The organism is Acidianus brierleyi (assembly GCF_003201835.2).
Lineage (GTDB): Archaea > Thermoproteota > Thermoprotei_A > Sulfolobales > Sulfolobaceae > Aramenus > Aramenus brierleyi.
Map to the genome: position 1 here is coordinate 821,336 of NZ_CP029289.2, position 13,165 is coordinate 834,500.

General features: G+C 31.6%; 12 protein-coding genes. 4 read left to right on the forward strand and 8 right to left on the reverse strand.

The genetic code is table 11. The features are described 5' to 3' along the window. The first annotated feature begins 4 nt into the window (after positions 1 to 4). Positions 5 to 460 carry a hypothetical protein gene (locus DFR85_RS20100; protein ID WP_110271779.1) on the forward strand — a complete coding sequence of 152 codons (456 nt, stop codon included), beginning with the start codon at positions 5 to 7 and terminating at the stop codon, positions 458 to 460. A gap of 1 nt (position 461) precedes the next feature. Here the strand turns inward: DFR85_RS20100 and DFR85_RS20105 are convergent, their stop codons facing one another. Continuing rightward, positions 462 to 1,430: a glycosyltransferase family 2 protein gene (locus DFR85_RS20105; protein ID WP_110269832.1), complete on the reverse strand. Its 969-nt coding sequence runs from the start codon at positions 1,428 to 1,430 to the stop codon at positions 462 to 464. A gap of 115 nt (positions 1,431 to 1,545) precedes the next feature. After that, entirely contained in the window at positions 1,546 to 2,679 is a 1,134-nt protein-coding gene (locus tag DFR85_RS20110) for a glycosyltransferase family 4 protein (RefSeq protein ID WP_246253000.1), read from the reverse strand. A 113-nt stretch (positions 2,680 to 2,792) separates the two neighbouring features. On the opposite strand from DFR85_RS20110, the gene DFR85_RS20115 reads away from it, so the two are divergent. Next, positions 2,793 to 3,800 (forward strand): glycosyltransferase family 2 protein, encoded by a 1,008-nt coding sequence (locus tag DFR85_RS20115; RefSeq protein WP_110269833.1) that lies wholly within the window; start codon positions 2,793 to 2,795, stop codon positions 3,798 to 3,800. On the opposite strand, the gene DFR85_RS20120 is transcribed toward DFR85_RS20115, so the two are convergent. The 5 genes from DFR85_RS20120 to DFR85_RS20140 all read right to left on the reverse strand — a co-directional run bounded on the left by DFR85_RS20120 (position 3,797) and on the right by DFR85_RS20140 (position 9,546). Continuing rightward, positions 3,797 to 5,434 (reverse strand): phospholipase C, encoded by a 1,638-nt coding sequence (locus DFR85_RS20120; RefSeq protein WP_110269834.1) that lies wholly within the window; start codon positions 5,432 to 5,434, stop codon positions 3,797 to 3,799. The genes DFR85_RS20115 and DFR85_RS20120 overlap by 4 nt on opposite strands. Before the next feature lie 56 nt (positions 5,435 to 5,490). Further along, positions 5,491 to 6,249, reverse strand: coding sequence for a sugar phosphate nucleotidyltransferase (locus DFR85_RS20125; RefSeq protein ID WP_110269835.1), 759 nt, complete (start codon positions 6,247 to 6,249; stop codon positions 5,491 to 5,493). A 1-nt stretch (position 6,250) separates the two neighbouring features. Then, a complete protein-coding gene (locus tag DFR85_RS20130; protein WP_110269836.1) occupies positions 6,251 to 7,465 on the reverse strand; it encodes a UDP-glucose dehydrogenase family protein in 1,215 nt (404 codons plus the stop codon). Further along, complete coding sequence (locus DFR85_RS20135) at positions 7,462 to 8,370, reverse strand: NAD-dependent epimerase/dehydratase family protein (protein ID WP_110269837.1); 909 nt, start codon at positions 8,368 to 8,370, stop codon at positions 7,462 to 7,464. The genes DFR85_RS20130 and DFR85_RS20135 overlap by 4 nt, the downstream gene beginning before the upstream one ends. A 153-nt stretch (positions 8,371 to 8,523) precedes the next feature. Beyond that, positions 8,524 to 9,546, reverse strand: coding sequence for a glycosyltransferase family 2 protein (locus DFR85_RS20140; protein ID WP_110269838.1), 1,023 nt, complete (start codon positions 9,544 to 9,546; stop codon positions 8,524 to 8,526). Between the two features lie 171 nt (positions 9,547 to 9,717). Here DFR85_RS20140 and DFR85_RS20145 point away from each other — a divergent pair, with 171 nt between their 5' ends. Together DFR85_RS20145 and DFR85_RS20150 are read left to right on the forward strand one after the other, a co-directional pair. Then, positions 9,718 to 10,581, forward strand: coding sequence for a glycosyltransferase family 2 protein (locus DFR85_RS20145; protein WP_110269839.1), 864 nt, complete (start codon positions 9,718 to 9,720; stop codon positions 10,579 to 10,581). A gap of 6 nt (positions 10,582 to 10,587) precedes the next feature. Beyond that, the gene (locus tag DFR85_RS20150) at positions 10,588 to 11,673 is read left to right on the forward strand and encodes a glycosyltransferase family 4 protein (RefSeq protein ID WP_110269840.1); all 1,086 of its coding nucleotides are present in this window, start codon (positions 10,588 to 10,590) and stop codon (positions 11,671 to 11,673) included. On the opposite strand, the gene DFR85_RS20155 is transcribed toward DFR85_RS20150, so the two are convergent. Beyond that, positions 11,654 to 13,165: an oligosaccharide flippase family protein gene (locus DFR85_RS20155; protein ID WP_110269841.1), complete on the reverse strand. Its 1,512-nt coding sequence runs from the start codon at positions 13,163 to 13,165 to the stop codon at positions 11,654 to 11,656. The two genes, DFR85_RS20150 and DFR85_RS20155, sit on opposite strands and share 20 nt — an antisense overlap.

The window sequence follows — 13,165 nt, forward strand, 5'->3', positions numbered from 1 at the left end:
ACAAATGAAACTACAAATAATTTATGATGACGGAACAATAGAAGAAGTAACACCAAAAAAAGTAGAAGTAATACAATCACAAAAACAAAACCTAGCACATTATAAATACGTAGATGAGGAAAAACACATAATATTCCACGCATATCTCCCCACAGACGAAGAACCGACAGTAAGACCAGCAGAAATAACAAAAAGAATAGCACACGAAATGGAAAGCAAAAAAGTTGTAGCAAAATCCTACACAATGCAGGCAGACGAACTAATGACAAAAGCAAAAATGATGACAATGATGGGAGGAACAATGATGACAAAATGCTATTATTGTGGAGACCCAGCAACAAACGAATACCAAGGAAAAAAAGTATGCTCCTCATGCTTCAGAATGTTGTCACAGTACAAAGAAAACTCACAAGAATTCCAAAAATACCTCAAAAGCAAAGTAATAGATAGATGGAAATAGTTTATTTTATTTCAAGTAATCTTTTCCTTATTTGTTCCCCTGAATAACCTTTTTTTATTGCGTCTAAAGTTATTTTTAATCCCAATCTAAGACCTTCAATAGCAGCTAAAGATAATAGAGATCTGTCTTTTAAATACCACTTCCATGTTTTTATTAATATATCAGTTTTTAATTTTTCAAGATTTATCTTATATATTCTAGAAAAATAATATGCGGATAGAACGCTTTCAGCGTAAAGTTCTTTTATGACGCTAGGATTTTTAGATCTACTTATTGATTCTCTATTTAGATGTTCAGTTTTACAGCAATTTTGAACAAAAACGCTATGAAATCCTTTCCTTATAGCGTTAACACCAACATAATTTTCGTAATAAGCACCTCTTAGCGTCATTTGCTCTAACTTGAAATTTTTGTAGACTTCCTTTTTTAAACTCATATTATAACCAGAAAGCCCTAACGTCTTTATTATCCTACCATTTTTTCTAAAAGATTTATTATAAGTCCATAATCCTGTTTCGGCAATGTAAATAGCATAGTCAGACATTGCTTTATCTATAGGTTTTTCAAATAATTTAGCGTAAGATCTTTCCAATAAACTAAAATTAATCAGCCTAACAGTGCTATTATTTCCTACTACTCCAAATTCTGGATTGGAATGCATTTCTATATGGTCTTTTACCCAGTCTTTTGATGGTATTGCGTCATCGTCAGTAGTTATGAGAATATCAGCATTAGCATTGGAGAAAATTAAATTCATAGCCTCCTCAATGTAACCCTCCTTCTGATAAATAACTTCAATATCCAAATTCTTATACTTAGAAATAACATCCTCAGTAACATCACCATCAGAAGGCTTATAAACAACAAGAAGCCTAAAATTTTTATAAGATTGATTCTGAAGAGCCTCTAACAGTTTTCCAATAGTTGAACCATTATTCTTGTATGTAGGAATAGCAACAGTTATTTCCATATAAACTTACTTTACATAAAGCATTTAAATCTATATGAAAAAACTGAAATCGTATTATAGTAAATTATATTTTTCTAGATTATAATTTAAATTATCCCAAGTATATTTAGCATAACTATTTTAATCCAATTGCCTCTTTAAATCTTCTCATAAAATCCTTAAACTGAAATTGTTTTGCTGTCTCCAGGCCATTTATAGATATTTTATCTGCAATAGGAGGATTATCTAATAAAAACTCTATATTTTTAGCTATGGCTTTGTAATCATTTATTGGAACTATAATGGCATTTACACCGTCCACAGCATACTCTTTGGATCCCTCAGTATTAGTCATTATAACTGGCGTTCCACATGCCATAGCTTCTAATCCTACTAAACCGAAACTTTCACGTGTTGATGGATATATAATAATATATGAACTAGCGTAAAAATTCTTTAATTCGTCTACTCTTAACCTTTTTACTTCTTTATACGGAAAATTAAGATTTAATTTAATGTCATCTTTATTTAAGATTTTTACTGAGAAATCATTTCTTCTGCTATATACTTCTTCTATAGCTTTTACAAATACATCAAATCCTTTATGAGCCTCATGTCTAGCTATTGTCGATATCACTCTTGGCCTTGATGATGGAGGCAAATATTCACAATTAAAAAAGTCATCAGCGATGAAATTTCCTATGTTAATAATTTTATTTGTATTAGAAAATTTTCTTAAATATGAAGTAGTGTAATTAGATATGCTTAACATAGTCATAGGTAATGAAAATGACTTAGAAATTGCGTTTTTTACACCTTTCCATTGATCTTCTTCATACCAAGATTCTATAACATCTTGACAAAAACAATATTTCCCACCTGCTTTATATACTGCAGGTATAGTATACCATACAGTAGCTATGATTATATCACCTTTATTTTTCTTAATAAGATATTCTAAAATTTTTAAATTTATCTTATATGGTATTTTTGTTAGAAAACTGAATTTATGAAATTTTTTATTAAATTCTAATAGATATTGTATGGAAAATATTGGACGTAATATTTTAGGTTGTGTAATAATCTTAGCATTTTTAACGGGATTATATCCAGAATAACCCCAGCCTACAAGCGTCACTATGTTTACTTCGTGTCCGTCTTCACTTAATCTATTTGCAATCCTATATATTTCTTGATCACCACCAGTACCTCCTAGCCCATACATTACAAATGTTATATTAACCATATCTAGTTCAATTAAGTATTTCATAAATAAATATATAAATTTTTATTTGCACAACTAATTTTTATAATATTTATGGTAAAATATTTAAGTAAGAACTACCTTATATATTTATATATTTCTTTTTTTCAATTTTATTTATGCCTTTCATTTCTGTTATTGTTACTGCTCATAATAGGAGGGAATATTTGAGGGATGCTGTTGATTCCGTTTTGAATCAAACAATTGATGATTATGAGATTATTGTTGTTAAGAATTTTAAGGACGAGATTGACGATTACTTGAAGGAGAACGGTGTTAAGAGCGTTCTAGTTGGTGACCAAACTCAAGGAATGGACGTTATATCAGGATTAAAGGAAGCTAGGGGTGAAGTAATATCCTTCCTTGACGACGATGACTTATTCTTGCCCAGGAAGCTGGAGAAGGTTAAGGAAGTATTCCAAGACGAAGAAGTAGGATACTATCATAACGCTTTTGAGAATTTTCTTGAAAGGACTCCCAATAATCTTGAGAAAATACATATTAAGAAAGATTACGATTATACTATAATAGACAACCAAGAAAAAGTAAAAAAATTCGGATTCATGTTCAATACCGAGACTGAAATAAATAGTAGTTCTATTAGTATTAGGAGAAGTCTTTTTAATAATAGTTTCTCTTATTTGGAGAAAATAAATCATGCAGTCGATGTTTTCATGTTTTATTTAGCTCTTATGAGTGAGAAGAAGATTGTTGTTGATCCTGAAGTTCTTACTCTTTATAGAATTCATTCTAATAATACCTGGTTTTACATGAACGATGATTTTGAGAATTGGCTTGAACATAAGAAATCTTACATGGAGAAGGAAATTGAGGATTATATAACCATGCTGAATATGATAAAATCATCTTCTTTTGAAATATTTATAAAAGAATATATTTTAGATTTAAAATTAAGATTGGCTAGGTTACCATCACCATATAATAATTCAAAATATAAAGCAACAATCAAAGACTATATAAAATTCTCTAAAAAAGATAAAAATATACGTTCTTTATTATCTAATTTAACTGCTTTTACTCCTAGTTTCATAAGACGAAAATTAGTTAAAAAATGGTATCAGGATGAAATTTCTAGAGCAAAGAATGTTAGTTCTATAAATAACTAATGTTTCCTGATGATTAGAATAGCTACTATAATGGCAATACCTATTAGAATAGCTAGTGCTATTATGAAATAATGATGAGGCTGTGAAGAGTGACTGTAAGTACAAGTAATACAGCTAGTAGTGGTTTGAGTTTGTGAAGTACTAGTTTGTGTAATTTGAGTAGTAGAAGTACTACTTTGAGTAATTTGACTAGTAGAAGAAATCTGTGTAGACGTTGTTACAGAACTTGTTGTTAAATTTTGAAATTGCATAACATAATTCAGTGTATTCTCATTTATATAGCCTTTCTCATAAAGTAGATAATAAGCAGTATAGTTTCCTTTAACATTAGCAACATAACCGTAATGAATAGGATATTGTAATGGAATAGGATAGCTCCAATTATTTGGATAAAGTATTATTGGTTCCCTTTGAACTGAGAAGTTAAATGACTGCAATAATCCGTATACGTTAGAATTAGCAACTATTTTAGTTAGATATGGTAGATGCCAATTATAGTCTATAAATCCCAAAAGTGTGTATCCAGATATTGAATAATTATTTATCCAACCTTCTTTAGCATATGGAGAAATTATTAAGAGAGGAGTTCTTTGCCCAAGAATAGAATAATTATATATTCCCAATCCTTCTAAGTAATGATCGCATCCTTCACCGTAAGTATAGATTATTGGGGGAGGAACTTGGTCGTAAAAACCTCCTCCTTCGTCAAAAGTTATGAAGATTACAGTAGAATTCCAATATTTACTTTCCATTATAGCATTTATGTACTTTACCAGATTAACTTGACCTTCGGTTAAATTGAAAGGTGGATGTAAATCTAAAGCTGAATGAGTATCGTGACCATCTCCGCCAGTAAACATTAGCCATGAAACATCTGGTAGGCGGCCGTTTTTAAGATCTTGCAGAAAGACACTAGTATTAAAATAATGTGAAGAATAGTTTTGTGCTCCTGAAAATACTACTAGAGGAAAAGGTGGAAGAGATTGCCCTTGATAATAGCCATAGTCAAAATATGCCCATGATACTCCGTATTCACTTAATTGATACATTATAGTATTCTGAAAAGGAATTACTGAGGATGCATACCCGTCTCCTAAAATTTTTGTAGGATAACCAGTTAAGTATGCTACCCTATTTGGTTGAGTAGAAACTAAAACTGGAGAGAAATAATTATCTGAAAGAACGTATTCTTCAGCATAGTCCCACAGTAGTGGAACTTGTTCATAGGATACATAAGCTAGGGATTGCTTTCCTGAGCCCACTATGAAACCGTTCATTGCTCCCCTATTCCAATCTGTATGATAAGCAGTATATCCCTCTGTAGGATCAGCTAAAATAACTGAATTTGCATAATATGGTTTCATTCCTCCCTTACTAATATTGTCAGGATTATATGGTATTATTACACTTAAATTAAGTCCAAGAGGTCTCATTACGGATTCAGTTACATTATTATATATTGGTGGATTACCGAAAGGATAGGTTCCAAAAAGATTATCGAAAGCATGATTCTCGAGAATTATAATAACTACGTGCTTTATTGGTGTTGCAGTCTGCCCTTGAGATGGAATTAAAGGTAAAAACGCAAATATAAACGAAAAAAGTAGCACAAAGATAAGTATTTTCTTTATCATGGGATATAATATAATAAAGCATTATTTAAACTGGAATGTAAATTCCAATGAAGTTTTTACATTAAAATTTTTCTCAATGACGTAATATAATTTTCCACGTTGCCTAAATCGTATACATCGTTAACTTTTATAGCACGAAATTCTCTTCCTTTCCTCATTAAATACTTAATACCATCAGTTAATTGTAATTCTCCTTCCCATTTTATTTCTCTTAATGCTGGAAAAATTTCTTCATTAAAATGATAGTATGGAACAATAATTAAATTAGATTTTGGATAAGCTGGCTTTTCTTCTACGTCCAATACCTTTTCTCCTTCAACAACAACTACACCGTAAGGTCTTGGATCCTCTACTTCAGTAGTTAAAAAAGAATTTATTTTCATTTTTTCTAGTGGTATTTTTCCTAAAATAGTGTCTGCTGCAACTAGTATGAAATCTTCTTCAACGAAAGGTTCTGCTCTAAGAACAGCATCTCCAAAGCCTCTTGGTTCTGATTGATTTACAAATGCTATGTTACTTCCCTCAATTTTTTGGTAAAAACTTCTTAGGTCTTCTGCTTGTTTAGTCTTTCCTTTATCCTCTAAATAAGAAATGAAATCGTAATCTGGAGTGAAATGATCTTCTATTACTCTTTTTCCTTTTCCTACTACTATTACGAAATCTCTAATTCCTGAATCAAATAATTGCTCAAAAATTATTTGAATAACAGGCTTAAAATTGCCTTGAAAAGGAATGGGAAACATTTCTTTAGGAATTTCTTTAGAAGCTGGAAGCATTCTAGTACCTAATCCAGCTGCAGTAATTACAGCATGCATTCTATTCACCCAGGCCTATAGCTCTAAAACGCGTCCTATCCATTTTCGATGGATCTAGAATTCTTCTCCCATCTACTACATATTTACCTTTTAATAAGTCCTCAATACCATAAAACTCTTTCCACTCTGTTGCTATTATTATACCATCAGAATCTCTTATACACTCTTCTTTGCTTACCATTTCTGCCTTATTAGTCCTAGCTTTTGGATCATAAGCTAAAACAATAGCACCTCTAGATTTAAGTATATCAATAATTTTTAACGCAATACTCTCTCTAGTGTCGTCAGTATCAGGCTTAAATGCTACACCCAAAACACATACCCTCTTATCCTTAATAGATCCTAGTAGTCCCTCAAGAAGGTTAACTACTCTCTTAGGTCTCTCCTCATTTACTTCAATGGCAGCTTCTATTATTCTCAACCTTTCGCCTACTTCTCTAGCAAAGGAAGTTATTGCTAAAGTATCCTTAGGGAAACAAGAACCTCCCCAACCTATTCCAGCCTTTAGGAAATAAGGAGAAATCCTCTTATCCATTCCGATAGCGTTAGCAATTACATTAACGTCGCATCCTATCCTTTCGCAAAGATTGGCAATTTCGTTAATAAAAGATATCTTAACTGCAAGAAAAGAATTAGCTGCATATTTTATCATTTCTGCTTCCTCCAAAGAAGTTCTCAAAATTGTAGACCCCGTGAATCTCCATAATCCTTCTACAATATCTCCAGCCTTTTCGTTTTCACTTCCTATAACTATCCTATCCGGAGATTTTGTATCTAGGATAGCAGAACCTTCCTTTAAAAACTCTGGGTTAACAACTACGTTTTCTCCTACTATATCCTTAACTTTCCTTGCTGTACCTGGAACCACTGTACTCTTTATTACTACTATGGAATCTGATAAGTACTCCTTCATCTTCTTAGCTGCATCAAAAACGTATCCTAAGTAAATCTTACCGTTAACAGTAGGTGTAGAGACAGTTATGAATACTACATCAACATCAGATAGGGAAGAATAGTCAGTCGTGAATTTAAGATTATTAAAGTTCTTCTCTATCATCTCTTGAAGTCCTGGATCATAAATGGGTGACCTCTTACAATTTAATCCTTGAACTCTGTTCTCATCTATGTCAATTCCAACAACCTTATGACCTTGTTCTGCTAAAACGACTCCAGTAGATAATCCTACGATGCCTAGTCCTACTATGCCTATTTTCACGATAAAACACCTTTAAACCATTCTATTGTTTTCATTAATCCATCGTCTAGCGAAATTTTAGGTTCCCAACCTAATTTTTCCTTAATTTTAGTAATGTCTGCTGCCCTCCTAGGTGGGTCATCTTGTCTTGGTGGGAGGAATTTTATTCTTGAAGATGATCCAGTAAGTGAGATTATCTTTTTTGCTAAATCAATTATCTTTACTTCCTTGTTTGATCCTATGTTGAATATTTCTCCTTTTAACCCTTTTCCTAACATTTTTAATGTTCCTTCTACCCAATCGTCAACGTATAGGAATGCTCTAGTTTGGTTACCGTCTCCGAAGATTGTTATGTCTTCTCCTTTTAGTGCTTGGTAAATAAAACGGGAAACTACTCTACCGTAAGTCCCGTCTTCTCTTAGTCTTGGTCCGTAAACGTTAAAAGGCCTTTGTATTCTCACGTCTAGTCCGTATTCCCTATAGTATGACATTATTAGTGCTTCTGAGAATCTCTTGCTCTCGTCGTAACAGCTTCTTATTCCTGTTGGGTTTACTTTTCCCCAGTAGTCTTCCGGTGTTGGTACTATTTCCGCGTGTCCGTAAATTTCAGAAGAAGACGTGTACAAGAAGGTTGCGTCGCTTTTTCTCGCTATTTCTAGTGCGTTGCGTGTTCCTAATGAGTTTGATAATGCTGTTTCTACAGGGTGTTGAATGTAGTCTTCTGGTGATGGTCTTGCTGCTAGGTGAATTACGTAGTCGAATTTTTCTTGAGTATCAAAGTTTTCTATTCTTTCTTTAATTATTTTGATTCCTTTTGGTACGAATTTTGTTGTTGATAAGTCATCAACTACTGTAATTTCACCGTTCAAGGATTCGATAAGGTGTGATCCAAGAAATCCAGCTCCACCACTAATTAAATATTTCATGAAAACTAATATAGAGAGATATAAATTAAGCTTTATTAATAATCTATGGAATATTTTCTATATTTTGCCTTTTGAATACTATAGAAAATAAAGAAGATTTAATTAAATGAATGTAAAGATTACTCACATAAATATAGCTAAAGCCTTTCAAATCTATGTAGAATTTTTAATCTTGGATACTTGTACAATTTTTTCTTGACTCGATCTTTCGTCTTGGTACCATTTTTTAACTAATTTGCGTCTTATGAAACTAGGAGTAAAAGCAGTTAAATTAGATAATAAAGAACGCAAACTTTTGTATCGATTATAATAGGCTATATAGTCTTTGATTGTTGCTTTATATTTTGAATTATTATATGGTGATGGTAACCTAGCCAATCTTAATTTTAAATCTAAAATATATTCTTTTATAAATATTTCAAAAGAAGATGATTTTATCATATTCAGCATGGTTATATAATCCTCAATTTCCTTCTCCATGTAAGATTTCTTATGTTCAAGCCAATTCTCAAAATCATCGTTCATGTAAAACCAGGTATTATTAGAATGAATTCTATAAAGAGTAAGAACTTCAGGATCAACAACAATCTTCTTCTCACTCATAAGAGCTAAATAAAACATGAAAACATCGACTGCATGATTTATTTTCTCCAAATAAGAGAAACTATTATTAAAAAGACTTCTCCTAATACTAATAGAACTACTATTTATTTCAGTCTCGGTATTCATCATGAATTTGAATTTTTTTACTTTTTCTTGGTTGTCTATTATAGTATAATCGTAATCCTTCTTAATATGTATTTTATCAAGATTATTGGGAGTTTTATCCAGAAAATTCTCGTAAGCGTTATGGTAGTGGCCAACATTATCGTCTTGGAATACTTCCTTAACCTTCTCCAGCTTCCTGGGCAAGAATAAGTCATCGTCGTCAAGGAAGGATATTACTTCACCCCTAGCTTCCTTTAATCCTGATATAACGTCCATTCCTTGAGTTTGGTCACCAACTAGAACGCTCTTAACACCGTTCTCCTTCAAGTAATCGTCAATCTCGTCCTTAAAATTCTTAACAACAATAATCTCATAATCATCAATTGTTTGATTCAAAACGGAATCAACAGCATCCCTCAAATATTCCCTCCTATTATGAGCAGTAACAATAACAGAAATGAAAGGCATAAATAAAATTGAAAAAAAGAAATATATAAAATAAAATGAAACAACACTCTAGTTTCTAAATTATGGCATAAACTTTGAAACTTTGTAGAAGATAATACATACGACTTATATAAAATATTGTTTAAATATAAAGGAAAGCTTATTATAAAAAGACGTATTTACAATTTTTATATGGTTAGCCTTAGTGTTAATATGATTTTTAGGAATGAGGAGCCTGTTGTTAAGAAAGTATTAGATAATATTTTCCAACAAATAGACGATGATACTGAAGTGATTCTTATTGATAATATGAGTAGGGATAGGACTTTTGATATTCTTAAGAGTTATGAGAGGGATAACGTTATAGTTGATCGTTATAATGGACCTAAAGGAGGAGCTAGGAATAAAGCATTAACTCTCTCACATGGTAAGTACATATTATGTTTAGACGGAGACCAAATATATTATAACCTACAAAAATTAATTGATGAATACCTAAATAATTATAGTAACTATGGGCTAAAGGTTGGCAAAAGTTCTTTTCCTATTTTGGCTCCTAGGGAACTCCTGCTTAAAGTAGGAGGATGGAGAAACTTAGTACATATTGAAGACTGGGATCTATGGTTCAGACTAACGGATAGCTGCAAGTTTTTGTATCTTGCCAATAAGGATTACATTTTCGGCAAACATATGAGGGATCATAAGAAACATCATACTAAATGGCAAACAGCAAAAGGATTAATAGAAAGATATCGAGATTGGACTCTTACTGGTCTACCAGGCTATCCAGTTAGGAATGATCCAAAAGTTATTCCGTTTTATATAATCGGAAAATTGTTGGTTATTCCAAAATATAAAATGCTTGCTCACTATAAATGCACTAAAATCCTTAAGGACGATCTACCTAAAGAATTTCAAGGAATTGATTGGGATCTGAAGAGGTTTTACAACTTGCTAAAGTATGAAAAGATATATTGTAATGATCCTATCTTTGATAAAGCTATGAAAATCTTCGAGGAAAAATACGCTAAAAAGCCTGAAGCTTCTTTCCGATGAGCAAATATGACTAGTCTACTTTACGTAAGTCTTGGAGAAAGGCCTACTTCTGGAGCCACAACCACAATAATTGAGTTACTTACTAGATTGCCAAAATTTCAAGTTAATGTAGATTTAGTAGAATTACTGTTTAAGGATGAAGAAAGTCTAGTAAGCAAATGCCCTAAAATTAAAGAAAGTATATCAAACTATAAAGTAATAAGACTACCTTACTCCAAGTCATTCTTAGGAAAAGTTATTCGTTTTATATTAGTAAATTCCATATTAAAACTGAATATTTCTAAAATATCAAATAACTATGATTTTGTTATAGGGTTTAATACTAAAAATTCAATTTATATCTATTATTTAACTCCGTATATAACTTTCCCTCTGTATAAGCATTATATTAAATTAGTAAAAAGAACCAACTTGATAGAGGGAACAGTATGGTTTATCAAATCTATAAATACTCTAAATAGAAATAGGAAAAGAGCTTGGAATATTTGTGCTGGTGTTGTTCTTCAAGAAAAACTAAAAGAATACGGTATTTCTTGTTTTGCTTTGGAGCCTCCTGCTGGAGTAGATCTTGAACTTATTGATTCTTCTCCCACATTAAATGGTTTTGACGTTATTCACGTTGCTAGGCAAGGTTTTATGAAGGGTACTCTGGACGCTGTTAAAGTTATTAGTGAACTTAATTTATCTCACGCTTTTATTGGTCCTGTTGATCAAGGTTTCTCGATGCCTCAAGTTAACTACCTTGGTGAGATTCTCGATAAGAGGAGATTGTACGGTATTATGAAGGGTTCAAGGGTCTTCCTCTACCCTTCACGCGTTGATTCCTTTGGAATAGTAGTAGCTGAGGCTTTAGCCTCAGGATTACCAGTAGTAGCTTACAATATTCCAGCAATAAAATATTATTTTGGGGATTGCGAAGCAGTAAAATTGGTTGAAGTTTGTGACATTCAAGGGCTAGTGAAGGGAGTAAAAGAAATGATTAACGGAGATTATAAGAATGTAGCAAGAGAATGCGCAAAAAAATACTCATGGGAAGAAGTAACAAAATCATTCACAAACATACTACAAAAACTCAAGAAAGAAAAAACTTAAGGAACTTTGATAGGAATCTTAGATTAGATTCGTTTAATGCAGAAATCAAAATTTCGACTTCTTTTTCCCTTATTATCTTCATTTTTACATAGATTTTAAATAATATAAGGACAAGTATTACACCTAATATAAGTGAAAATTCTGATTTTATAAAAACTAATGGAAATAGTAATAGAAATGATATTAAGTACACTTTCCCTACCATATAAAGTGGTAATTTATAGTCTTTATACATACTTTTTACTACAGAATATGACATAATATAACTTGGAATCCAACTAATCCATCCAGTAAGGAAATATCCAAAGTAACCTAAAGTTGGCAAGAATATTGTCAGTAAAACTGAATTTATAACAACGCCTATAAGGTTTATTTTTGCCGTAATCTTTGTATATCCTTTAAATAATATGAGAGAGCCTAAAATGCCACTTCCAGAAGCGGTAGAAATTAACGGTCCTATTAATGAGAGTCTTAATAGTAATGGAGCTAGAGTATATTCCTTGCCGGCTAACAAGTATATTATTTGGTTTGATAAGAAAATAACTGCAAAGAGTATTGGAACTTGAATTATCATACCTATTTTATATAATTCGTTTACTACATTTATAACATTTTGTTTATTATTATAATCTAATTTAGAAAATATAGGTTGAAGAGCAAAACCTAAAGGATTAAATATAGTATCAAAAAGAAAGCCTATTTTTGAAGATGCAGTAAGATTTGATATTTCAAAAATAGTTAAAATTCTATTTACTATCGAACTGTTGTAGAATCCAGCTACTGTGCCTCCTACACCGGGTAAGACTAATGGAAATCCAAAACTTACTAATTCTTTTATTGTAGATATTGATGGGAAAGAACGTAACATTGAATATTTGCTTAAAACATATACACCGTATACTATAGCACCTGCATAAGCTAGGGAGTAACCTATTATGACACCATATACTTTAAGGAAAGTTATTCCTAAACCCACGCTAAGAATTGTTTGAAGAGAATAATGCACTATCCATATTCCGCTATTATGCTTAGTCATTTCAAATCCTAAAAGACCAGAAAATATTGAGCTTAAACCCCAGTAAGGTATAGTATATAAACTGGCCAATTGACCATATGGAATTATTTCAGGTTTATTATAAATATACGTAAAAATAAATGGAGCAGCAAAGTATCCTATAATAGCTAACAGTGTACCATAAGAAAAATCGAATAGCATACCAGAAGTTATGACATTATATGCCTTGTTAATATCAACTTCCTTATATTTTGCGCTAAAACGTGTTACTGCAGTATTAACTCCTAAATTGCCAAATAATCCAACCATGTAAGGTACTGTCATTGCTATGCTCAAGATTCCATAGTCTATAGGCTGTAGAATTCTAATAATTAGAATTGAACCTATAAATCCTATAACATGAGAAAGAAATCTACCTTGAAGCAGATTTATATAATTTAACATGAGACTTTTTCCTAATTTTTCAAAATCAGACAT

Excerpts from the sequence above, each read along its gene's own strand:
- DFR85_RS20135 (WP_110269837.1), bottom strand. The coding sequence starts at position 8,370 with ATGAAATATTTAATTAGTGGTGGAGCTGGATTTCTTGGATCACACCTT.
- DFR85_RS20115 (WP_110269833.1), top strand. The coding sequence starts at position 2,793 with ATGCCTTTCATTTCTGTTATTGTTACTGCTCATAATAGGAGGGAATAT.
- DFR85_RS20105 (WP_110269832.1), bottom strand. The coding sequence starts at position 1,430 with ATGGAAATAACTGTTGCTATTCCTACATACAAGAATAATGGTTCAACT.
- DFR85_RS20145 (WP_110269839.1), top strand. The coding sequence starts at position 9,718 with ATGGTTAGCCTTAGTGTTAATATGATTTTTAGGAATGAGGAGCCTGTT.
- DFR85_RS20100 (WP_110271779.1), top strand. The coding sequence starts at position 5 with ATGAAACTACAAATAATTTATGATGACGGAACAATAGAAGAAGTAACA.
- DFR85_RS20140 (WP_110269838.1), bottom strand. The coding sequence starts at position 9,546 with ATGCCTTTCATTTCTGTTATTGTTACTGCTCATAATAGGAGGGAATAT.
- DFR85_RS20155 (WP_110269841.1), bottom strand. The coding sequence starts at position 13,165 with ATGTCTGATTTTGAAAAATTAGGAAAAAGTCTCATGTTAAATTATATA.
- DFR85_RS20110 (WP_246253000.1), bottom strand. The coding sequence starts at position 2,679 with ATGAAATACTTAATTGAACTAGATATGGTTAATATAACATTTGTAATG.
- DFR85_RS20120 (WP_110269834.1), bottom strand. The coding sequence starts at position 5,434 with ATGATAAAGAAAATACTTATCTTTGTGCTACTTTTTTCGTTTATATTT.
- DFR85_RS20125 (WP_110269835.1), bottom strand. The coding sequence starts at position 6,249 with ATGCATGCTGTAATTACTGCAGCTGGATTAGGTACTAGAATGCTTCCA.
- DFR85_RS20150 (WP_110269840.1), top strand. The coding sequence starts at position 10,588 with ATGACTAGTCTACTTTACGTAAGTCTTGGAGAAAGGCCTACTTCTGGA.